The following is a 22542-nucleotide window of genomic DNA, read 5'->3' on the forward strand; positions in this document are numbered from 1 at the left end:
CTCTGGCTCAGCCGCGGAGAGATGGATGAGTGGTTTAAGTCGCACGCCTGGAAAGCGTGTTTAGGGTCATGCCCTAACGGGGGTTCGAATCCCCCTCTCTCCGCCAAGAACACCACAAAACCCCCGCATCGCCCTAGGCGATGCGGGGGTTTTGTTTTGGGGTAACCCCCAGCCTACCCCCTCTTCGATTCGCGCTGTCCTATCTCGGCAAACACCGTACCTGTCGTGACCCTCAACCCAATGATGCTCACGAGGGCAGCAACGCCTCGGCAGAGCGCGAGCAAACCAAAGCCCAAGAAGCCATAAGACGCATCGCCCAGTTGATTGCCGCATGGTTGGCGCTGACCTTCCGCGCGCCTTCACCCCGGAATTCTACGTCCGGTCGGCTCGAGCAAGACAATCCATCCACAGACAACACGCTAACCGGCTGCTCAGCAGGGCGAAAGTGATTTTTCACTCACCAGCCAACAGATGCCGGAGAACATCAGCCGTTCAATCAACGAGCTTGCACTCTCAGCAGCGAAGTCCGGCCCGAGAATCGAAAGGTATCAATTTTCTGATTTTTGGAACACGCCACCTTCCTGAGGTAGACCTGCAAAACGCATGTCTGAATTATGGAATAGGTCGTCCTCCCGAGGAAGAGCAGCAAGGCGCGATTCCAGTCCGCTGAGCTCGTCAAGCTCGCAGGGCTTGGGCGTTGCATCCAGGTAGGATCTTACGGCTGCGAGCCAAAAGTCCGGAAAGCGCAGATCTATCCTATACGGGGCAATTCTCAAGTCCTCTGGCTCGTCCACATCGCCCAGGCGCCATGAGTACACATCAACATCTTCGAACTCTGCCATCAACGCTTCGCAGTCGCGCAAGACAGAACCGTCAATACCTTCAACACCTGCCTGCATGCCACCCAAGGTGGCAAGCACTTTCAGATATTGCCAGTAGGGCCGACTGCGAAGTGGCCACCACAGACCGTCGTGGTCAGGGTGGTCCATTCCGTCTCGGTCACAGTCGAGGTAGCCACTCTTCACCGTTGCTAAGTCGTTGGCCCGTTGCGCTACCTCTATGCAATTTTTGTATTCTCGTCTTACCCAGAAGTGATGAAAAAGCAATCCAAACTGCCGAAGGCACTTAAAGTCAAGGGTCGCCTGGTACTCGTTTACAGCTTTGTTGCGCCCGTTTTCGAGCATAGCGATATGCGCATCCAGCCCGTTGTTGCGAACAGAGTGTGCTACCAATAAGCGCTCAACCTCCGGATTCGCAGGGCTAGCCTCAATGAGAGGATTCACTCCGGGGCCATTGAGTAGCTCGTTTAGCCGGGACCAGTGTGCCCCCTCGCCTCCGAGAGCCAGCGCCCAACGCAAGTGGAAAAGTTTGAAGTTCCGCCCGTGGTGATTCCGGTCGAGCCTAGACAGGGGCTGATTCAGCGGGTTATCCCATTCATCAAGCATAAGCCTGAGCGCTGCTGTTTCCTTGTCATTGAGCGGAGAGTCCCTGGAAGGGGAGACGTTGCCGATCAGACGCGTTGCGGAGCCCCTGCCCGCCAGCACATTTTGCAACTCGGCATCCAAGCCGTTGCGGGCATAGCAATGCGGGAAGTCGCAGCCGCAGACCTTTGTGAAGACCGCGTCAATAAACTGATCTCGGACCAAGCGCCATTCGCGACCATGCTCATAAGCGGCACTGCGTGGCGCTGCGCGCGGCCAGTTCAACAGCGCGTTGGGCAGAATCTCCATCAGAAGCTCATCCTGCCTACGGGCAATTTCCAAGAACTCATTTCTACGTTCTGCCACCCAGTGCTCGTGGCCAGTTAGCGGCAAGCCAATCTCGTCTGCCTCGATCTGATATGACTGCACATGTTGCAGCGCTTCGTTGCGGAGCCGTAATGCGGCCATCACGCGGATAAACCAGGCGTGCGCATTCTGCGGCTCTAATGCGATAGCTTCTTCTGCCTTCGTTGCCGCTCTAGCCAGGTCGCCAAGCGTGAAGTAGGCGTCAGCCTGATCCACAAGGTCACTGGCACTCGCGCCGCCGATACGCCCCTTAGCCTCACTCCGCTCGAGCTGCTGGACAGCGCGCAGGGCGAATGGACTGTTGTGCGCTACCCCCGTTTGCGGGTCGGGCGACTTGATGTACTCGTGCAGTCGCACAGTGCGTAAGTCGGGCCTTTCCTCATGCAACAGTACAGATCGCAGCTGCTTCATCCGCAGCACCCAGTAGCCATAGGCCTCGTAACGCCGGTTCAAATCCCCCTCAGCGGATGTCAGCGACTCGGAAAGCTCCGGGCCTTCCACCTCGCCCCTCAAGATCCGCGCAACAAGCTGAGTGTCGCCAGCAAAGACGATGTCCAGGCTGAGCACATTGAGTACCAGCGCATCGGTTTTTCCCGCCTCCAGCCGCCCGAGCTCCTTTGGCGGTCTCGATCGTCCGCCTTGGAACAGGCCATCAACGTACAGATATTTGTTCAAACAGCTGCGCAGATGCTCCGGGCACGGAGTTTGGCCGGTCAGCCTCTCGATCGTAGCCACTACGCCGTTGGGCTTCTTCTTGTTTCCCATGGTCTTTCCAGATATGAAGCGGGGGCGGATCAGCGCCCCCACAATCAGGGCTTGCCTCAGGGCGCCTTGGGGGATTTTTGCTCGGACCGCTTCTGGTATTCGGCGTTGTTCGGATTGAGCTGGTTAGTGCGGTTATCCTGCACCTTCTGGTGGGCAGGGTTGTTCGGGTTCTTCTGATTGGAGTTGTGGCTTGCTTCGTTGCGCTTCATGTCAGTCTCCGGACTGGTGTTGAAAACCACGAGTCTGAAGATGTGACGATCACAAAAAAGGGGCATCAAGCCCCCTTACGACGGCCCCCCTCACACCGTCAAGAGGGGGCTCCGCCAGACTTCCGCCAAATAACGCCGGCGGAGCTCGCAACCAGGCTTCCGCATCGCCAATTGCGATGGCAAGGCTTTGGCGGCCAACCATACGGACAGCGCTCACCAAGAGCGTTGCGGCTAACGCGATGAACCACCAATCCGATGATGCTCCCGAGGCCACCGCACCCCGACAGCGGGCGAGCAAACCGCGGGGGCAAGAAGCCATAAGAGGCTCAGTGCGGAGGCTTACCACATGGTTGGCACTGCCCTTCCGCGCGCCTTCACGCCAGAGTTCTACGTCCGGTCGGCTCGAGCAAGACAATCCGCCCACAGCAACACGCAAACCGGCTGTTCAGCAAGGCGAAGGTGATTTTTCACTCACCGACCAACTGACGCTGGCGAACATCAACCGTTCAAACAACGGGTTGCACTCTAGGCTGCGCAGTTCTGGGTAATGTGATACTTGCATGCGAGGTAAACTGCCCGGCAGTAAGCTTCTCGTCTGGCCGACCCTTTAGGCAGTCGACAATCACTTTCACCAAATTCAGCTTCATCGCCATATCTTTCCATCAATGTCACAGCCCCGCGCCAGCTTGCGGTGGCGCCTTTGGCGGTATCGCACCGGGATGATACGTCGAGTCGAAAACCATATCGGTCAGCCACCGTTTGAAGCTGGGGTTGTCGCTGAACTGCTTGAACAGCTCTGTGTGATCGGAGAGAAGCTCCAGCACGACGCGGTTAAGTGCCTTGTCGTGTTCCAGCTTGGCGTTCTGCTTGTCGGAGTTGGCCTGTGCGTTCAGGTAGGCCTTGTCCTGCGCCACACGCGCAGGAATTTCCTCTGTTATGACCTTGCGAATCTTGTCGCCATCCTTCCACTCGACGTTGCCAAACATGTCGTTGAAGGCTCTGATGATGTTCGACAGCTTGTCGATTTCCGGCGTACCACCACCGCCACCACCACCGGGCGGCGGTGATTCGATGAGGGCATCAGCATCATCCATCGACATCTTCAGTGACGCTTGCGCCTCGACCCGATAGCTGTCCATGTCGATGGATTCCAGCACCCCCTTGGAGAGGTCTTCTTCCTTCGGAGCAGGGAGCTTCGGGATCAGGAAGTTCAAGAAGATGGCCAGTTTTTCCCACGCTGGGTGGCCGTAAGTCAGGATCGCGGCAAGGAAGCCGTAGCTGCGCACGAAGGCCTTGGCCTTGCCCTTGAATTCGACTTGGTCGTCTTCGCTCAGGTTGTCGATGTACTCGGCAACACAGACATCCAGGGTGGGGTCGAGCTTGTCCCGGTCTGCACCGGTGACGTAGAGCGCGACCAAGTCCTCAACCTGCTGCCAGCTGTACACCTGCTTCGCGTCGAGATCGTTCTTCAGGTCATGCAGCTTGTTGGGGTCGGTTTCGCCGGTTTGAATCGTGGCGCGGTAGTAGTCCTGAAAAGCCGCCCTCACCGCTTCGGCGTTGTCGGCAAAATCCAGAACGAAGGTATCGCGCTTCTGCGGGTGGGCGCGGTTCAGCCTGGAGAGCGTTTGCACCGCCAGTACGCCCGCCAACGGCTTGTCCACATACATCGTGTGCAGCAGCGGCTCGTCAAAGCCGGTAACGAACTTGTTGGCAACAATCAGGAAGCGATACGGGTCTTGCTTGAGCTTGCTTGGTATGTCCTTGCTCGGGAAGTCGTTCAGATCGGCCTCGGTTTTCTTCACCCCACCGATTTCGAAGTCGCCGGAGTACGCCACAATGGCCTTGAATGGGCTTTTGATCGTGTTGAGGTAATCCGTCACCTCGCGGTAGTAGTCGATGGCTCGTGCGATGCCGTTACAGACGATCATTGCCCGCGCCTTGCCGCCGATCTTCTGTTTGCCGGCCACCTGCGCCACGAAGTGATCGACCATGATCTCGGCCTTCTTGCGGATGGCCTTATCGTGGGACTCGACGTAATGGCGAATCTTCTTCAGCGCCTTGACCTTGTCGAAGTCGGGATCGTCCTCGACCGTCTTGGCTACGTGGTAGAAGCTGTCCACCGACGTATAGTTCTCAATCACGTCGAGGATGAAACCCTCCTGGATCGCCTGCTTGGTCGTGTAGCTCAGATCCTCCGGGGAGCGGTAGCGAACTTCACCGCCCTCCATATAGCGCTCGCCGAACAACTCCAGCGTCCTGTTTTTCGGTGTGGCGGTGAACGCGAAGTAGCTGGCGTTCTGCAGCATTTTGCGCGACTCAATCAGCTTGTTGACAGCGTCCTCGACTGACTCCTCGTCGTCCTCATCGTCACCGGCAGCGCCTCCATTTGTTCCAGATAGGGCCATGTGCATCTTGGCCGTGGTTTTACCACCCTGGCTCGAATGCGCCTCGTCGATCAGCAGCGCGAACTTCTTGGTGCCTAGGTCACTCAGCTCATCGAGGATGAAAGGGAACTTCTGAACCGTCGTCACGATGATCTTTTTGCCCTTGCGCAAAAAGGTGCGCAGCTCGGCGGCATCCTCGGAATGGCCGAAGATCGATGCAACATGATCGTAGCTTTTGATGGTGCGGGCGATCTGGGTGTCCAGCGCACGCCGGTCGGTGATGACGATGACCGAATCGAACTGAGCCAGCATCGCATCAGCGGCGGTCTTGAGTTCGACTAGCTGGTGGGCCAACCAAGCGATGGTGTTGCTCTTGCCACTCCCCGCCGAGTGCTGGATCAGGTAGCACTTGCCGACTCCATCCTTGCGGGAGCGGCGCAGCAAGGCGCGAACGGTACGCAGCTGATGAAAACGCGGAAATACCTGCTTGCGCCGCTTCTTCCCCTTTTCGTCTTCTTCTTCGATCACCTGCGTGAAGTTCTCGATGATGTTGGCCAGCGAGTCCTTCTGAAGCACCTGCTTCCATAGGTAGTCGGTCTTCAAGCCGTGCGGGTTGGGCGGATTGCCCGAGCCACTGTTCCAGCCCTGGTTGAGCGGCAGGAACCACGAAGTCTTGCCGGTCAGGTGCGGACAGAACCGCACCTCGGTATCGTCCACGGCCATGTGCGCCACGCAGCGCCCGAGCTGAAACAGCAACTCGTTCGGATTGCGGTCGGTCTGGTACTGGGCGATGGCGTCGGCCACGGTCTGCTTGGTCAGCGAATTCTTCAATTCGAAGGTCAGTACCGGCAGGCCGTTGATGAAGATCACCATGTCCAGCGAACGCTGCGACTCGTCGTTGCTGTAGCGCAGCTGCCGGGTGACACTAAAGATGTTCCTAGAGAAGTTGTCCGCAGCGCTGCCGTTGCCCGGGGTCGGCAGCAGCTTGTACAGGTCGACGTGCGCTGGGCCATGGCTGACTCCCTTGCGCAGCACATCCACCACGCCGCGCTTGGCGATCTCACCCTGGATGCGGTGCAGGAACTGCGTGCGCTTGGTGCCTTCGCTCGCGAGCTCCAACGCAGCGACGACCTTGGGCTGCGTGGCCTGCAGAAACGCCAGCAACTGCACCACATCCAACGCCACGTCGCGGTTGTAGTCGGCGGCACGGCCCAGCACATAGCCGCCTGGCGCGTACACGGTTTCTGGCTCAAACACGGCATTTGCCGACTCCGGCGGATGCTCGCTGATACCTGCCAGATGACGCACTATCAACTGTTCCAATGCCTTTTCACTGGTGTCAGTCGTCGCCATCGTCTTCCTCCCCATCGGTATCGATTTCTTCGTCGCCACCCAGTGCCACCAGGTCTTCATCGGCCACAACATCGTCCGGACCCGGCACCCAGTCGCGCACGTCCACTTGTCCGGTGACGACATCGGCAATCTGCCGGTCGCGGTACTCGCGGATCAGCGTGATCTCGCTCCGAATCCGCTCAATAGCGGTGTCTTGTTCTGCAGTCGCGGTTTGGAGCGCGCTCAGAATTTGATCCTGCTCGTTCAGCGACGGCAAAGCGATACGGAAGTTCTTGACGAAATCGAGCGGCACACGCTGCTGGCCTGCGGCTCCTGTCATCGCATCAGCCCCAAGAACTCGGAACGTCTTAAGCGATAAGAGTTTTGCCAAGAACGCCGGCCGAATTCGCCGAGACGCAGCCCTGAGCACGATGAACTCCGTCGTTCCAAAGCCGATATCTGTCGGTAACGCATCGAGCAATCCGCCCTTACCGTTCTCGAAGCACGGTGTGATCTTGGCCATCACGACATCGTTACGCCGAAAATAGGTGTAGCCCTCCCAGACCTCCGTAACCTTTCTGCTTTCGACGTTCTGTAGCTTTCCGTCCGTCGTGATGCACTCCATCGGCAGGAACGAAACCGGCTCATCGCTGAGGCGAAGCGCGGAGCTCTCGGATCGAGACGGATTGAACACGGCAATGTGTTTGAACTTGCACGTTTCCCAATGTGCAGGGATACGTGGCATCCAATCGATGCCTGAGTCGCGTTTCGCCGTGGCGGAATCAAGACCCTGCGTAACCGCACCTTCGATGATGATTTGCCTCTGCTCAGTGAGCAGGCCGATGAGGTCGCGCTTTGCCTTGATGAGGCGGGCGATGTGGGCATCTTGCGCTCGCAGGTAAGCGACGATCTGGTCTTGCTCTGCACGCGGCGGCACCAAAGACGGCATCTGCTTGAATTCGTCCCAATAGAGCCGGTTGCGGTCGGCCACGATGCCGCGTGAGAACTTGTTCACTTCGCGCATGTAGGCTTCGGTGCGAAACAAGTAGCTGTAGTAAGCGCTGTTAGCTTCCTCGAACGGTTTGACGACCACATAGGCTGGACTGACCAATCCGTCGACCGGTGCAGGGCCGAGTGCGCCTTGCCACATCCGCATCATGTTGTAGGCGATGTCGCCCTTGGCTGCGCGCTTGTACTTCTCCTTCTGGCTCATCACCTGTTTGCGCTTGAGGTTTTCCATGTCACGCACACGCACACCTGTGCGCAGTGACACCTCCAGAATGGGCAGGTCAGGGAAGCCGGTCTGAACCCGATGAGCGAACAAGCGACCGTTGCGCAGCACATTCCAGCCCTGCGGCACCTTGGGAGCCCAAGGGAGACCAGACTCCTGATAGGCGGGATACGTTGCCTGCAAAGCCATCACGCAGCCCCTACGATCTTGTGCAGCAAGCCTTCGCTCTGCTGTTCCAATGCGAGGATGTCGGCGCGGATTTCTGCCAGCGTGCGCAGCGGAGCCGGTTTGTAGAAGTAGCGGGCGAACGAGATCTCGTAGCCGATCTTGGTGACGTCCATTGCGATCCATGCATCCGGCGCATGGGGCAGCACCTCGCGCACGAAGAAGGCTTCGATGCCGCCTGCTTCCTTGAGCAGTACCTGCTCGGTGTCGCGCAGGTCGGTATCGGCCTCGTACTCGACCATGAAGCGATCCTTGCCCACGGTTTCCAGGTAAGCGCCATCGTAGCCGGGTTCGAAATACACGCCCGCCTTGAGCTTGCTGCGCTTGGCGATGACGGGCGGTGCCGTTTCGTCGCGCCAGCTCACAGCCTTGTAAATGGCCTTCTTCTCGGGAGCGCCCAGCTTCTTGCCGTGCGCCTTCATCGTGGCGTCGAAGCGCGTGCGGAACTCGTTGTGGTCGTCGAACACAGCATCAGTAAGCTCCTGCTGCGCCAGCTTGGCCAGTTCCACCAGGGTCCTATCGCGCAGCCACGTCGCGGGGTCGAGCAGCTTCTTGCGACGCTTTTCCGGCACGGCCTTGGTAGTGGCCTTGACGTCTTCGTCATCTGACTCGTCGTCGGCATCATCAATGCCATCACCCCCCTTGAGCCACGCATCGATTTCGGCCTTGATGGCACTGAAGTCCGTGTACAGCTTATCGCTGTACTTCGCGTAAATCTCGCTGCGCAAGGCCTCGTCACCGGAGGCAAAGCGCAGGCTTTCGATGGCGCTGCGTTTCAGTTGGCTCTTGAGGCGCAGCGGACGTTCAACCGTGATCTTCCAGTAGCCGAAGTCAGCGTTGTCGAACCACTTGCATTCGGGCGTTACCTTGGCGGCGTCCTCATCGGCGGGCGACTGGTCAAGGTAATGCTTCAAAATGCGTTCAATGTCGGCGTCCGCCAGCTCGCAATTTTTCTTGCCAAGGTTGCGCCGCATCGGCTGGAACCACTGCGAGGCGTCGATCAGTTGTACCTTGCCGCGTCGGTGCGCGGCCTTCTTGTTGGCCAGCACCCAGACGTAGGTGGCGATGCCGGTGTTGTAGAAGATGTTGAGCGGCAGGGCGATGATGGCTTCGAGCCAGTCGTTCTCCAGCACCCAGCGGCGGATGTTGCTCTCGCCCTGGCCCGCGTCGCCCGTGAACAGAGCCGAACCGTTATGCACCAGCGCAATGCGGCTGCCCAGCGGCGTGTTGTGCTTCATCTTCTGCAGCTTGTTCACGAGGAACATCAGCTGACCGTCGCTGGAGCGAGTGATGAGCTTGAACTCAGAGTCGCCGCCGTGATTGACGATAAAACGGGGGTCGCTGAACTCCTTTTTGCCGCCCATCCGATCGAGGTCGGTCTTCCAACTCTTGCCATAAGGGGGGTTCGAGATCATGAAGTCGAACTCGCGAGACTGGAACTGGTCGGCCGACAGCGTGGACTTGTCCGCGCCGCCGACGATGTTCTCGGCTTCGTCGCCATCCCCCTTGAGCAGCAGGTCGGCTTTGCAGATCGCGTAAGTCTCGGGATTGATCTCCTGCCCAAACAGATGAATCGATACTTCCTTGTTGTAGCCCGCTGCCAGTTCGTGCAGCTCCTCTTCTGCTACGGTCAACATGCCGCCCGTGCCACAACTGCCGTCGTACAGCAGGTAGGTCCCGGACTGGATTTGATCGGCCACCGGCAAAAACAGCAACTTGGCCATCAGCTTGACCACATCGCGCGGGGTGAAGTGTTCGCCAGCCTCTTCGTTGTTTTCCTCGTTGAAGCGCCGGATCAGCTCCTCGAACACCGTACCCATGCCATGGTTGTCGAGCGCAGGCAGCTTGATCCGGCCATCCGCGTCCTTGACCGGCAGGGGAGAGATGTTGACCTCTGGGTCGAGGAAGTCCTCGATGAGGTAGCCGAGAACGTGCGCATCGACCAGCGTCTGAATCTGGTCGCGGAATTTGAACTTGGTCAAGATTTCCTGAACGTTAGGCGAAAAGCCGTCGAGGTAGTCGATGAAGTCGTCGCGCAAACGCTGGCCAGCACTGCTGGCCTTAAGCTTTTCGAGCGTGAAGTCGGAAGTGTTGTAGAACGCCTGTCCAGCAGCCATCCGCAGCGCACCATCCTGCTCGGCCACCTTGTGCGTATCGAGAAACTTCTTGCACTCCAGCACCGCCTGCTTGGTCGACTCCAGCACGGCATCAAGCCGCCGCAGCACCGTGAACGGGAGGATCACGTCACGGTACTTGCCTCGCACGTAGACGTCGCGCAGCCGGTCATCAGCGATATTCCAGATGAAATCAGCAACCCACTTCAGGTTGCTTTGGTCTTGTTGTTTGATGGTTTTCATCGAAGCTTGTACCGAGGGAGGCACACAACATGGGCTTTTAGCGATGTCGCGTGGGGAAAACAGAGGGACGGCGTCGCGGACAGCGGCGTGCTTTCTATTTTAAGGCGCCAAGTACCAGTCGTGGGGCTAGATTGTGGAAAGCCGATGCATTCCACCATTCAAGCCCATCGCCCCCCCGCCTCAACGCGTGTTTCCAGCAGCAGCTCAGGGCTCGCGAGGCTAGCGAGCCAGCTTGATGTGAGCGAAGCGCGGGGACTTGATCTGGAGCTTTTGCTCGAGCGCCTGCACACTCTGGCCAGTCTCCACTGCGGTGGAGCTGGCCACGGCCCGGATCAGAGCGCTCTGGCTCAGGGGTTTGCGCTTTTTGGGGCTTGTCTGGAGCATGGTGCGGATCCGTGTGCGTGTGACGCACATTTTACTATCCGACTGTGGTTTGTCGCCAAAGGTTCAGGCCTTGCCTTTAGTCATCCAGCCCATAGCCTCCCGCCCCTACGCGTGTTCCGCGCAGCAGATCAGGGGCTCGCGAGGCGCCGGCCCCCTCTGCGCTCGCAGGACAGATTGCCCGCATCGAGGACAAGCTCGCGCTGCTGCCCCGCTCGATTCGCCGTCCTCAAGCGGAGGTGAAGGATGATTTCTGAACAAACATGACGCCGCCACGGGCCTGAGCTGCGGCAGGCAGAGCCTCACCGCAAGGCCGAAAGTGGTTCACCGAATTCCTGCGGGACGAAACCCAAAATGCCCGGATCGTCGGCATGCACACCTTCCGCACAACCCTTCTTCACCGCGCCATAGTACTCGGTGTCGTCAATGCGGAAGCCATCACCGGCCACACCACTAACGTCACCCGCATCGAGAACATACAGGACGGACAGGTCGGCCAAGATGCCTCACCAGTCGTAAAGAAATGCGGGAGTGAATTGCCGGCAGACAATAATCTGGAGATTCTCTCGCGCATCACCTTCGCTGAGATGGTGTTCATCCGGCCGATGGCAGGATGAGCTGCGGGGGGCTGGAGTTGCTCCGTGGATGAGTGCCTTTCAGAATCATTCTGAATACATACATTCAGCTAGAATAAAATGCTTTGGCTTGCGCCCGAAAACGGATATTCAGAGCCCCCACCATGAATTCTGCCTGGCGATTTTGTCGATTTTGTTAATGGTGTGCTTTTGTGCTGCAGATTTTCACCCATCCAGCCTGAAGCCGCTATTTTCTGCAGGCAGCATACGTTTCATTTTACAAGCTTGCGCGTTACGCATAACACCTTTTCTCTATAGTAAGCCAAGCATCGCAAATCCTGCCATACAACGATTGGAGGACCGTCGTGTCAAATGAAACAGACACACCCAAGAGTCGCATCGAACGCAATATCGCGATAGGCAAAGATCTGATTTCCTTGCTTAGAGATAGTTCGCTATTTGGCCTCGCACTACTCCTTCTGTTCTTTCCTAAAACACTGAACACTGTGCTTACGAGCGCCGGCTTTGATGAGGGCAGTATTGTTGGTTTCAAATGGAAGGCACGTTTAGTCGAAACTGATGATGCACTCAAATCGGCAAAGACGACCATAGAGACTCTACAAGCACAACTGATACAGGCAAATGACGCGCTCGCGAATGTTGCAGCCGCAGTACCCTCTGGTGACCTCAAGCAGAAGACTCAGCTGGTTGAAAAGGCGGGGCGCAATGTCTTAGCTGCCGCCGAAGGCGCAACAGATGCCGCCCGGTCAACTATCGCAGCAAACGCCAATTTGGTAGAGCGGGCTCAGATGACGATTCCTTCTCCAGGCGGCTGGGCAGTCATATTTGGCAGTGACAAAAGCCGCCAAGCTGCACAAGATGAAATCGCAAGAGCCGCCAAGATTGGAATCCGCGATGCTCGCATCTATCTCCGGAATGGTTACTTTGCGAGCATTGCAGTAGTCCCTACACGAGAAGAAGCCGCCGAGTACTTACTGATTGCCAAGACGTTTCGAAGCGACGCCTATACGACTCGCTTTACCACCTGGTGCATTTCCCCTACACAGAGGGACGGGTATATCGAGTGCGCGCCAACTAAATAGCTATTTCTAGCATTGCCTTCCTGAGGACTGCTGGTGGCAGCTACTGAAATCAGCAGCCGTTCAACATGGCTCAGCGCAGAACGACTTGAAACCGACGCATGACAGACCTTGGCAGGCCCACATACGAATACCTGGAATGGCCAATGACTTTCCTGCAAACGAAAGCCTGCCTGGCAGCAAATCAGCACTCCCCCTCCCGACTCACCCCAGCTCCATCCGCCCCCCAAGAACCGCGAGAGTCAGGCCTTGAAGAACCGCGAGGTCTTGCATTCCACCATTCAAACCCCCTGCCTTCGCGTGAGTCCGCGCGGCAGATCAGGGCTCGCGAGGCGCCTGAACAGCTGTTGTGTCGGCGGCGATCAGAGACGCTGCGCGGCATCCCGCATTCCGTGTGCGACACGCTCGAACACCCAGCCGGGGAAGTCCTCCGGCAATTGGGTCGCCACAGCATCGATCACGCTGTGCACGTTCGCGATGACGTCATCAATCACCGCGTCGAATCGCCCGGCCGCAAGGCCGCATCGTTGGGCTGTGGCGTTGAAGTGGCGGCGTTGGATCTCGCGCAGTCGGTAGTGCCGGTTCCTCCCCTCCTGCGCCATTGCCATCCTGACCTTCTCGATGGGCAGCAGCTTGGAACCGTGGCCGATGACGGGCCAAGCGGAGAGCACGTCATAGAGCGGCGTGAGCTGAAAACGACCCCCAGGCATCAGCCGGATGCTGAAGTTCTTTGCGTGCCCATCGGTTGCAGCCAACAGCCACATGATCAGCTGAGCCTTCAGGAAGCACTCGACGTCCTGCTCCGGGGTTACGGAGGCGCGTAGCAGGGTGGCGATATTGACGATGCCCGGGCCACCGTCGTTTTCATACTTCATCAGAGGTGGAAGGCCGCGTGCCTGACACATGTCCTCTTGCGGCAAGCGCAACCAGAAACCGCGGGCTTCCGACCAAACCCGGTCAAACCGCTCTACCACCAAGGCTCGCTGATCCTCGAACTGCGCGATCTCACTCTTGGCGACGGCAAGCCCGAACCCAGCCAGTATCTGCCCGCACAGCCATTCATTCTCGACCGAGTCGCTCATGTCGACTTGCAGGTTTCCAACCAAACCTAGCGGGAGCTTGAAGATGTGAGTCGTTGGAGTGACTCCAGCGGGGCGATGCCAGCGCCCTTTGTAGTGCGTCAGGGCGGTTTTCTCTTGCGCGCCGGCGATGGATATCCGGAAGTCGCCCGGATCGTCCTGCAACCCCGGCATGCTGTGGCCACCGACGGCCTGACGCAGACAGCGGGCGATACCCGCCTCGTCGAGCGGTTCAAGTTGCGAGGGAAGTGGGTGAGGCCCGGCGGGCGTGTCGCCGATCGGCAGCAACTGAACGGCGCCGACGCAGTCGCGGCCGATTGCGGTCAGCAGGTCAAAGGCCTCCTGCGAGGCCGTACCGAAACGCTGCTGCAGTCGCCGCCGGATCTTGTCGCTATCGGGTAGCAGGTTCTCGAAGTAGTTCGAAACCACCTCGCCGCGCAGTGGCAAACCATCGAAGTTGATCGGGAGCGACAGTGACAGCGGTCGGTGTGCTTCGGAGGCGAGCCACTCCGGTGCATAGCTCAGTTCGCTGCCCCCTCCGGACGCGATCGCCCACTCGCCGACCAGGGCACCGTTCATCCAGAGATTGAGCGCGCGCCGATGAGACTTGCGGCCCACGGCTTACCACTCGCTTTTCAGCGATGCGTTGGCGATTTGTTGCCCGGCGTCGCGGATCACAAGCTCCAGCCCGAGGGTATGCGCGATCGATAGAAGCCGATCCAGAGTCAGTTTGGCCGGATCGTGCTCGAGCTCCGAGTATCGGTTCTGACTCAGCTTCAGCGGCCGCGCGACCGCCTCCTGATTCAGTCCGCGGGCTTGCCGGCGCGCCGTGAGAATCGACGTGAGCTGCTGGGGTGACACGAGACGCTGTTCCATTGGTCGGCATCGAGAATGGCGATATATCAAGAATATCGGCATGAGCGATAAACGTCAAATATCGGAATGGTCGATAGAGCGGAATAGAAGTGCCGACAGGAGTCGCGAACCGCAAGTGTCTTGCATTCCACCATTCAAGCCCAATGCCCCCTGCGGTGCCGGCTGAACGGCCAGGAGCCGCGCTGCCCTGACGTGCACGAATCGGGTGCAGAACCACTCCGCCGTACGTACAATGTAGAGACAATCGAAGATGAGCCTCATCGCATGGGGCAAGAGGCGACCATGGCATCCACCACTGCAAACCGTGAAACCACGATCAACCTGCGCGCGCCTGGCGCCCAGCGAGCACTGATCGACCAGGCCGCCCACCTGGCGGGCAAGAGCCGCACCGACTTCATGCTGGAAGCCGCCTGCGAGAAGGCACAACGGCTACTGCTGGACCGCACGGTGTTCGCGCTCGACGCGGCGGGTTTCCAGCGTTTCACCGAGCTCCTGGACGCTCCGCTCGACGAGCGCGCAGCGCTGACCCGCCTGCTGAGCCGTCGTGCCGCATGGGAGCCGGCGGATAAATGAGCCTGACCGCTCCCCAGCCTCTTCACGACGCTCACCGCCTCGAGACTTTCCGCTGCACCGAACCCGAGCTGGAAAGCTGGCTCAGACAGCGTGCGCGCAGGAATCAGCAGGAGGGCGCGTCGCGTTGCTTTATCTCGTGCGAGGGCGATACCGTGGCGGGTTATTACGCCCTGGCGGCAGGGTCCGTGCTGCACGCGCAAGCAAGCGGCAACATCCGGCGCAACATGCCCGACCCGATTCCCGTGGTGGTGCTTGGCCGTCTCGCCGTCCATACCGACTACCAGGGCCGCGGGCTGGGCGCCGACCTGCTCAAGGATGCGGTGCTGCGCTCGCTGCGTCTCTCGCGCGAAATGGGCATTCGCGCCTTGCTGTGTCATGCACTCAGCGAACAAGCCAGGCAGTTCTATCTGCACCACGGCTTCATCGAGTCGCCCGACGAGGCGATGACGCTGATGCTGAACCTGGCCAAGCTGGCCAGCTCCGGCATCGCCGACTGACGGAACACCGGGATCAGGCCTCGATTTGAACCCCGAGGGTCACCCATTAGCCTTCCCCCACCGGGGTCAGATGCCGTCTTGAACGTCAAGCACCGGATGGCCAAAATCGGCCCTGAATGGCTCTCCTGAGCGCACGATGCCGTAGATCCGATGCGCCAGCTTTCTCATCGCAGCGTCGCTCACCACTTTGGGCGCATGGCTGGAAGCGAGCAGCCGTTCGCCAAAGGCCTTCAGGATCGGGTTGTGCCGGAGCGCCGCCATGCCCGGCATGCAGATAGAGCACATGTCGAATCGAGGCATTCCCCGCGCGGCTGATCATCGTGCGCCCCCAGGAACCAGCGTTCCGGAGATTTATCAGCAATTATCTGAAAAGTGATAATTGACGCCGGGTCCGAGCGTCGGCGTCGGCCTTCGACCATTTAAGCCCAGAATCACTCCGCCTTCGCGCGTCTTCCGCCTGACAGCTCAAGGACTCGCGAAGCGTTTGCCCCGGGTTTGGCCATGCGCTGAGCTCCGGACGAGTTTTCCGGAACCTGATTATGTCCTTTCTTCATGAAGCGAGGCTGGCGGCGCTCATAGGACTATGCTGAAGACATGACATTGGCAGGAGACGGCCATGATCAACAGCATCCAGTTCCAGAAGGGTTTGTCGCTGGCGGATTTCATGGCGCGATACGGCACCGAGGCGCAGTGCGAAGCGGCGCTGATCAAGGCGCGCTGGCCGGATGGCTTTGTCTGCCCCCGCTGCGGTCACCGCCGTGGTTATGCGTTCCGGCACGGCAAGAATGCGGTGTGGCAGTGCAGCGCTTGCCCGCACCAGACCAGCCTTCGCTCGGGCACGCAGATGGAGCACAGCCTGCTGAGCCTGCGCACCTGGATGCTGGCCATCTACCTGATCACGCAGTCCAAGACCAACATCGCGGCCTTGGCCTTGCGTCGTCAGCTGGGCATCTCCTGGAAGGCGGCCTGGCTGCTCAAGCACAAGATCATGGAGGCGATGCGGCAACGCGAAGCGCAGCGGCCCTTGAGCGCGGAGGTGCGCGTCGATCATGGCTGGCTGGGTGGCGAGCGTCCCGCGGGCCAACGTGGCCGGGGGGCGAAGAGCAAAGTGGCATTCGTGGCGGCAGTCGAGCTGCGCGAGGGCCGCCCGCTGCGCGTGCGCTTCGACCCGGTCGAGGACTTCTCGCCGGCAGCGCTGGCCCAATGGGCCGCACGCGCCCTCACCGGACCGTGCCTGGTCAGCATGGACGCGTTCATCCGCTCTGGCTTGCTGGCGCTGGCGCCACAGGGGGTCGGTCAGATGGGGCTGCTCTCCCAAGACGAGACGGGAGTCGAGTCCTTCCGCTGGCTGAACATCCTGATCGGGAACCTGAAAACCGCGCTGAGCGGAACACACCACGCGTTCAAGTTCGCCAAGTACGCGAACCGCTACCTGGCGGAGGTGCAGTACCGCTTCAACCGTCGAGCAAGCCTGCCCGCGCTGGTGCCGGGATTGGCTTTCGCGGTGATGCACACACATCCCATGACAAGGCGAGTCATCACGAGCGTTCCTGAAGGAGGGACATAATCAGATTAAAAATTAGCCATCAATGCGTGCATCCGGGAAGCCGCGGGCTTGTTTTCTGCCTGCCGCCTATCCCCAGGCTCGAGGTTCGGGGGTCAAGGTTCAGACCCTGCCTTCGACCATCCAAGCCCCCCGTATCAAGGTCGAGTTGCGGGACTTCGCGCGGCCTGTCCCGGTGGCGTCAAATGTCATAGAATGAGACGACAGATGTCGCAGAGGAGGCTTCCATGCCCGCAGTACTCGTCAAAAGCGCCGCAGACTCATCGGCCATCAGCCACGATTTCCTCGAAGTCTATGGCGCGCTGAAGGCGCTCCTCGAGGAGCCGGCGCCGTCCATGCCCGAAGTCGAAGCGAAGTTCTCGAACACCGACCCGCTGCGGATCCATCGCCTGGTCATGCGTGGCGTGCAGAAGCGCTTCGCCCGGACCTTCTCCTCCGCCTTCCAGTCCCTGCCCCGCGAGGAAGTGCTGCGCGTGATCGGGGTCAGCGAGCGCACGCTGCAGCGCGCGCAGGAGGACGACGTTCTGGACCCCAACGCCAGTGACCGCCTGCTCCGCCTGGCCACTGTGACGGAGCAGGCGATCGACGTGCTCGGCACTCAGGAGGCAGCCGAAGCCTGGCTGGCAAAGCCCGCGATCGGCCTGGACCGCAACCGCCCGATAGACCTGCTCGAAACCTCTGAAGGCACCGAACTCGTCAAGACTCTGCTCAAACGGATGGACTACGAGGTCTACGCGTGACCCCCCTGCCCTGGGCCCTCTCGGCGCTCGCCGTCTGGCGCCTGGAAAGGGAGAAGCACTTCGCAACCTGGCGCACCGGCGAGGGGGCGCTCCGGGTCGGCGGACGTTGGTCCCCGGCCGGCCGGCCGGCGATCTACACGTCCCTGGATCCGGCCACCGCGATCCTCGAAGTGGCCGTGCACAAAGGCTTCGACATCCTCGACACCGACCCCCACAGGCTGCTGCAGCTCGAAATCAAGGATCCGCCCTCAGCGATCAAGGTCGTGCGCCCCGAGGACGTGCCGAATCCGAACTGGCTGCGCCCGGGTACGCTCAGTCCGAACCAGCAGGCTTTCGGCGATGCGCTGCTCCAGGCGTACGGCCTCGTGATCTTCCCGAGCGCCGTGTCCACTCATTCGTGGAACCTGGTCATCGACGTCGTGGCGGGCGCGGGGCGTTTCGAACTCGCGTCCGAGGAGCGCTTTGCGCTCGACACGCGGCTGGCAGCAAGGCCGACAGGCCCTAAAGCAGCCTGAACCCCCCGGAACTCAGGACCCTCGTCCGGAATTCCACCTCTCCAGGGGCGCGTCGATACGCATCAAGGGGCGGCTGAACGTGCGGGTTGCGCTCAGGCCAGTCGTGCGAAATACAAGGCTATGTCCCAAATCCGTGTTGCTGCCCTCGGCCGAGCGCCTCGTCGAGGCAACGTTGCGGGGTGATCGCGTCGCCGTAGCGCTCGAGCATGCGGCGCCAGCCCAGATAGTTGTCCAGGTAGCGCGTGGCCACGCCATGAAAGCGCGCCATCCAGCTCTGGAGGCGGCCGTGATAGGCGCTGACGTTCTGGATGTGATACGCGCCGCCCTGGCTGCGTCGCCCGGGCGGCTCCCGCACCGCGACGTGCGTGAGCTGTGCTGCGCGGGCGAAGCGGGCATAGACGGCTGTGTCATCGGTGCACAGCAGCACATCGGCATCCACCAGCGGTTTGAGCCGCTCGGCGACGTGTATCGCATCGAGCCGGTCCAGCTTGAAGTCCGCTGTATGCCCCGAGCGGTCCCGGACCACCAGCACCGGAATCGGCGCGGCGTCCGCGCCCGGCGCCCTGCCCGGCCCGCCGCGCTGGCGGGCCGGGCGCGGCAAGTGCCGCTGGCCCTTGAAGGATTCGCGAAAGAAGGTTTCACCCGCCTCGACGATCCCGGCTTCATGCGCATCGCGGTGTTCGGCGATCAGCGCCAGGAAGCGATGCCGCCACAGGAAGGACGTGTTCTTGCTGAGGCCGCAGAGCTGGGCGGCGGCGCGCACGGACAGACCGTCGATCAAGGCCTGGGCGTAAGCGCTCCATTTTTCCGGGTGATGGAGCCGCGCCAGAGAAGAGCCCGTCAGCGCCGTGCAGGTTCGCTGGCAGCATTGGCAGCGGTAGCGCGCCAGGCCGCGCGTGAATCCCCAAGGCCTGAGATTGCCCGCCTCGGCATGGCAGTGGGGGCAGCCGGGCAGATCCGGAAGCTCGGGCGAGGCCGCCGGCGAACTCGCGCCGAGCGGGCTTGCGGGAAGGGCGAGCGCCCGGAACAGGCACTGCCTCTGGCGGGCCGTCAGCTCGGCGGCCTGCTTGAGCCAGTGACGAAAGGCCTGGGCATCCATGATCCGACTCCGTGTCCGGTGGATGCCCTCAGCATAGCCCGCGATACAACACGTATCCGGGACAGAGCGCTTCCGAACGGGCATGCGGTCGAGGGCTTCACGGATCAGCCGTCAGCGCGTGCTCAGGGAAATCCCAGGCTTGCGGGAAATGACTTCTATGTCGGTCACAAAACCTGTTCATGGCGGGCACGCCGAGCATTCGTCCTGTGGCGGATCGGGGCTACCAGCGAAGCGTGAGTCCCGCACCGGCCGAGTACTTCGCTTCGGCATCGTTCAGCCCGCGGCGATAGCCGAAGTCCAGATCGAGCTTTTCGCTGGGACTGTAGATCGCGCCGACATTCGCGAACACAGGGTTCTTTCCCTTAGCGGAGTCGGGGTTGCGATGAGCGCCGGTTTCGGCGACGAAGCGAAGCCGGACGCCGGACGCGATCAGCGCGGCGGCGGAGGCGTTCCAGATGTCCCGGCGCCCGCCTGTGCCGTTGTTGGCCCGCAGATAGCCGACATTGCCGAGATAGACGTGCGTTTCATCGGCCGCAAAACCGAGGATGCCGAGAACGCCGGCCTGCACGCGCTCCGCGCCGAAGCCCTTGTCGGAGCGCCCCGTCGGCAGGACCAGCCAGGGCTTGACGCCCAGGCTCAGCCCGCCCCGCTCCAGCACGCGCCACTTCAGCGCAAGCGAGGCGTCCCCCAAGCCCCTCTGGCTCCCGCCGGGCGCTGCATCGGCCTGGCTGTGGCACCACGAAAGGTTGATGGCGAGGTCGACGGCATCGGTCATCCCGCGCGTCAGCGTGGCATTGACCGCAAGACCCACGGCTCCGGCTTCGCGCGCGACCGCGCGGTCCGTATTGGCTTCGAGCTGCCATTGACCCGCGCCCAGCACACCCGCATCGTCGCTAGTCAGCGGATGCGCGGCGAAAGCCGGGCTGGAGAACAAGAGGGCGAGAGTCAGGAATCCAGATGCACGCATGATCCCGCGTCCGTATCGGGAGCGGAATTTTACACGAGGGCCCGGCACGAGCCCCGTCCAGCGAGACAGCCGCTCGCCCCCCGGCTTCTTGCCCCTGCTCACGGCCTTGCCGCGCCATCCGGCCGATCGGGATCCGGGATCAGTGCCAGCGTTCCCGCGGCCATCAGCAGCGCAGCCAGGCCGAAACCGAGCCCGGGCGAGACCGTGGTCCACAGCAGACCGACCACGGCGCTGGAGACGAACTTGGCGGCGCCGTTCTCGGTACCCAGCGCGCCATAGCAGGTGACCAGCGTATCCGCCGGGACCATCGCGGCGGTGACGGTCGCCTCCTGCGCTTCCTGGATCGCGCCCCTTGCCGAACCAGGACACGATGCGCCCCAGGAGCAGCAGGGGCCAACCCGCCGCCAGCGCGATCAGCGCCTGCCCGAGCGGAGTCAGCGCGTAGCCGATCAGCACCAGGCGCTTGCGATGACCCAGCTTGTCGGGGATATAGCCGGAGAGCATCTTCGTGAAGGCGGCCACCACGTCGGCGGCGCCTTCGACGAGGCCTAACACGGCGGCCGGAATCCCGAGCACGGAGATGAAGTCGGGCAGGATCACGGTCGTCGTCTCGTAACAGAAATCGCCCAGGCCGCTGGTCAGGCCGGCACCGATCACGGTGCGGTTGAGCCAACCCTCGGGCGCGCCATCGTCTTTCTCTGCCATTGCCGCCCTCCGCTGCGAAGCCTCCGTGCTCAGCTTAGCGAGCGAACCCGCTGCGGAACAGTGCGGCATGGTGCTGTGCGAAGCGCGGTCAGATCGCTCATCCCGCTTCCCTCAGCGCGAAAAGGTATCGCTCGCCTGCTGTTTGACCAGGGCATTGCGGTAGGCGGGAATGTCGCCGAGCTTGATTCCTTCGGGCGCGTGGCGGTTCTTGGACTGGCCGATCCGTTGGGAGCGATAGATGCCGCTGTGCCCGGAGAACAGATAGCTGACCACGCACGCGATCGCCGCGTAGCCGCCGACCTCGGCACCGAAGAGTTCCATCGCCATCAGCGTCGAGGCGATCGGCGTGTTGGCCGCGCCGGCGAAGACCGCGACGAAGCCGACTCCGGCCAGCAGCGAAAAGGGCAGGTGCAGCAACGGAGCGAGCGCGTTGCCAAGCGTCGCACCGATGTAGAAAAGCGGCGTGACCTCTCCTCCCTTGAAGCCGGCGCCGAGCGAGGCGACCGTGAAAGCGAGCTTGGCGATGAAGTCATACCAGGGCAGCGGTTTCTGGAAGGCCTCGACGATGACGGGCACGCCCAGACCGATGTAGCGATCGGTCCCGATGGCCCAGACCACGGCGACGATGACGAAGCCCCCGAGCAACGGGCGCAACGGCGCGTAGGCGATCCGGCTCTTGAACAGCCCGCCCAGAGCATGGGTCGCCTCCGCGAACAGCTTGCCGGTCAGGCCGAACAGGGCTCCGGCGATCAGCATCGCGCAGAAGCCCCAGGCGCTAAAGCCCGGAACCGACGCAATCGCGTAGTGCGTGTGGTGTACGCCCCAGAAGAGCCCCACTTGGTCGGCGATCACGGCCGAGACGAGGCAGGCCAGAATCGCGTCGTAGCGCAGCCGTCCGATCGCGAGGACTTCCAGTCCGAAGATCGCGCCGGCCAGCGGAGTTCCGAACACGGACGCGAAGCCGGCGCTGATCCCGGCCATCAGGATGATCTGGCGATCCTCGTGCCTGAGCCGGAACAGCCTGGTCAGCTGATCGGCCAGAGCGCCGCCCATCTGAACCGCCGTGCCTTCCCGGCCCACGGAAGCGCCGAACAGGTGGGAGACGACGGTCGCGACCAGAACCAGCGGGGCCATGCGCAGCGGCACCACTTTCTTCGGATCATGGATCTCGTCGATCAGCAGGTTGTTACCGGCTTCGACGCTCCGTCCGAAGCGCAGGTAGAACCAAGCGACGATGAACCCGGCCAGAGGGAGGGCGAGGATCAGACAGCGGGTCGACTCGCGGGTGCGCGTCGCCCATTCGAGCGCGAACAGGAAAAGGGCGGATGCCGATCCGGCAAGGACGGCAACGAGGAAGGCCAGGACCAGCCATTTGCCCATATAGGGCAGCAGCTCGATCGGCTCAAGGCGTTTTGAAGGTTTCATGCATATCCAGGCTTGCAGTTCTAAGACCCTGGACAGGCAGATTCAGACAGGCGTGCGCCTACATCTTCCTATCGTCCAGGAAAGTGCAGGCATCATCAGCACAGAGGCGGTTAGAGGAGGAATGCCATCTCCTTGGGCGGCGAGTCTACAAGGTTT

At 61.0% G+C, this 22542-nt stretch carries 18 protein-coding genes, 1 tRNA gene and 1 riboswitch; of the genes, 7 read left to right on the forward strand and 12 right to left on the reverse strand.

Going from position 1 to position 22542, the window contains the following annotated elements:
• Nucleotides 1-15 precede the first annotated feature (15 nt).
• Nucleotides 16-106 (forward strand) — tRNA-Ser (locus tag ACHFB9_RS14040).
• Nucleotides 107-548: 442 nt separating this feature from the next.
• On the opposite strand, the gene ACHFB9_RS14045 is transcribed toward ACHFB9_RS14040, so the two are convergent.
• The 6 genes from ACHFB9_RS14045 to ACHFB9_RS14070 all read right to left on the reverse strand — a co-directional run bounded on the left by ACHFB9_RS14045 (nucleotide 549) and on the right by ACHFB9_RS14070 (nucleotide 11171).
• Entirely contained in the window at nucleotides 549-2552 is a 2004-nt protein-coding gene (locus tag ACHFB9_RS14045; RefSeq protein ID WP_417067950.1) for a hypothetical protein, read from the reverse strand.
• A 56-nt stretch (nucleotides 2553-2608) separates the two neighbouring features.
• Nucleotides 2609-2761, reverse strand: a complete 153-nt coding sequence (locus tag ACHFB9_RS14050) for a hypothetical protein (RefSeq protein ID WP_417067951.1) — start codon at nucleotides 2759-2761, stop codon at nucleotides 2609-2611.
• A 668-nt stretch (nucleotides 2762-3429) separates the two neighbouring features.
• Entirely contained in the window at nucleotides 3430-6498 is a 3069-nt protein-coding gene (locus ACHFB9_RS14055) for a type I restriction endonuclease subunit R (protein ID WP_417067952.1), read from the reverse strand.
• On the reverse strand, nucleotides 6485-7897 hold the full coding sequence (locus ACHFB9_RS14060; RefSeq protein ID WP_417067953.1) for a restriction endonuclease subunit S: 1413 nt from the start codon (nucleotides 7895-7897) through the stop codon (nucleotides 6485-6487). Before ACHFB9_RS14060 ends, ACHFB9_RS14055 begins: the two co-directional genes overlap by 14 nt.
• Nucleotides 7897-10290, reverse strand: a complete 2394-nt coding sequence (locus ACHFB9_RS14065) for a type I restriction-modification system subunit M (protein WP_417067954.1) — start codon at nucleotides 10288-10290, stop codon at nucleotides 7897-7899. Before ACHFB9_RS14065 ends, ACHFB9_RS14060 begins: the two co-directional genes overlap by 1 nt.
• A gap of 683 nt (nucleotides 10291-10973) precedes the next feature.
• Nucleotides 10974-11171: a hypothetical protein gene (locus ACHFB9_RS14070; RefSeq protein ID WP_417067955.1), complete on the reverse strand. Its 198-nt coding sequence runs from the start codon at nucleotides 11169-11171 to the stop codon at nucleotides 10974-10976.
• A gap of 440 nt (nucleotides 11172-11611) precedes the next feature.
• Here ACHFB9_RS14070 and ACHFB9_RS14075 point away from each other — a divergent pair, with 440 nt between their 5' ends.
• A complete protein-coding gene (locus ACHFB9_RS14075) occupies nucleotides 11612-12349 on the forward strand; it encodes a hypothetical protein (protein WP_417067956.1) in 738 nt (245 codons plus the stop codon).
• Between the two features lie 359 nt (nucleotides 12350-12708).
• Here the strand turns inward: ACHFB9_RS14075 and ACHFB9_RS14080 are convergent, their stop codons facing one another.
• Nucleotides 12709-14043: a type II toxin-antitoxin system HipA family toxin gene (locus tag ACHFB9_RS14080; RefSeq protein ID WP_417067957.1), complete on the reverse strand. Its 1335-nt coding sequence runs from the start codon at nucleotides 14041-14043 to the stop codon at nucleotides 12709-12711.
• A gap of 3 nt (nucleotides 14044-14046) precedes the next feature.
• Entirely contained in the window at nucleotides 14047-14301 is a 255-nt protein-coding gene (locus tag ACHFB9_RS14085; RefSeq protein ID WP_417067958.1) for a helix-turn-helix domain-containing protein, read from the reverse strand.
• A 282-nt stretch (nucleotides 14302-14583) separates the two neighbouring features.
• On the opposite strand from ACHFB9_RS14085, the gene ACHFB9_RS14090 reads away from it, so the two are divergent.
• Both ACHFB9_RS14090 and ACHFB9_RS14095 read left to right on the forward strand, forming a co-directional pair.
• Nucleotides 14584-14874: a DUF1778 domain-containing protein gene (locus ACHFB9_RS14090; protein WP_417067959.1), complete on the forward strand. Its 291-nt coding sequence runs from the start codon at nucleotides 14584-14586 to the stop codon at nucleotides 14872-14874.
• Nucleotides 14871-15371 (forward strand): GNAT family N-acetyltransferase, encoded by a 501-nt coding sequence (locus ACHFB9_RS14095; RefSeq protein ID WP_417067960.1) that lies wholly within the window; start codon nucleotides 14871-14873, stop codon nucleotides 15369-15371. Before ACHFB9_RS14090 ends, ACHFB9_RS14095 begins: the two co-directional genes overlap by 4 nt.
• 66 nt (nucleotides 15372-15437) lie before the next feature.
• Here ACHFB9_RS14095 and ACHFB9_RS14100 read toward each other — a convergent pair whose 3' ends face one another.
• A complete protein-coding gene (locus ACHFB9_RS14100) occupies nucleotides 15438-15671 on the reverse strand; it encodes a hypothetical protein (protein ID WP_417067962.1) in 234 nt (77 codons plus the stop codon).
• A gap of 316 nt (nucleotides 15672-15987) precedes the next feature.
• Between ACHFB9_RS14100 and ACHFB9_RS14105 the strand changes: the two genes are divergently transcribed.
• The 3 genes from ACHFB9_RS14105 (at nucleotide 15988) to ACHFB9_RS14115 (ending at nucleotide 18190) form a co-directional block, all read left to right on the forward strand.
• A complete protein-coding gene (locus ACHFB9_RS14105; protein ID WP_417067963.1) occupies nucleotides 15988-16938 on the forward strand; it encodes an IS1595 family transposase in 951 nt (316 codons plus the stop codon).
• Nucleotides 16939-17162: 224 nt separating this feature from the next.
• On the forward strand, nucleotides 17163-17675 hold the full coding sequence (locus ACHFB9_RS14110) for an antitoxin Xre-like helix-turn-helix domain-containing protein (protein ID WP_417067964.1): 513 nt from the start codon (nucleotides 17163-17165) through the stop codon (nucleotides 17673-17675).
• Nucleotides 17672-18190, forward strand: a complete 519-nt coding sequence (locus tag ACHFB9_RS14115) for an RES family NAD+ phosphorylase (protein WP_417067965.1) — start codon at nucleotides 17672-17674, stop codon at nucleotides 18188-18190. Before ACHFB9_RS14110 ends, ACHFB9_RS14115 begins: the two co-directional genes overlap by 4 nt.
• A gap of 118 nt (nucleotides 18191-18308) precedes the next feature.
• Here the strand turns inward: ACHFB9_RS14115 and ACHFB9_RS14120 are convergent, their stop codons facing one another.
• The 3 genes from ACHFB9_RS14120 to ACHFB9_RS14130 form a co-directional block, all read right to left on the reverse strand.
• Nucleotides 18309-19289, reverse strand: coding sequence for an IS1595 family transposase (locus ACHFB9_RS14120; RefSeq protein ID WP_417067967.1), 981 nt, complete (start codon nucleotides 19287-19289; stop codon nucleotides 18309-18311).
• Nucleotides 19290-19509: 220 nt separating this feature from the next.
• Nucleotides 19510-20961: a transporter gene (locus ACHFB9_RS14125; RefSeq protein ID WP_417067968.1), complete on the reverse strand. Its 1452-nt coding sequence runs from the start codon at nucleotides 20959-20961 to the stop codon at nucleotides 19510-19512.
• Between the two features lie 111 nt (nucleotides 20962-21072).
• A complete protein-coding gene (locus tag ACHFB9_RS14130; protein WP_417067970.1) occupies nucleotides 21073-22386 on the reverse strand; it encodes a voltage-gated chloride channel family protein in 1314 nt (437 codons plus the stop codon).
• A gap of 79 nt (nucleotides 22387-22465) precedes the next feature.
• Nucleotides 22466-22527, reverse strand: a riboswitch (Fluoride riboswitch).
• Nucleotides 22528-22542 lie beyond the last annotated feature (15 nt).

Source organism: Niveibacterium terrae, assembly GCF_048213115.1.
GTDB lineage: Bacteria > Pseudomonadota > Gammaproteobacteria > Burkholderiales > Rhodocyclaceae > Niveibacterium > Niveibacterium terrae.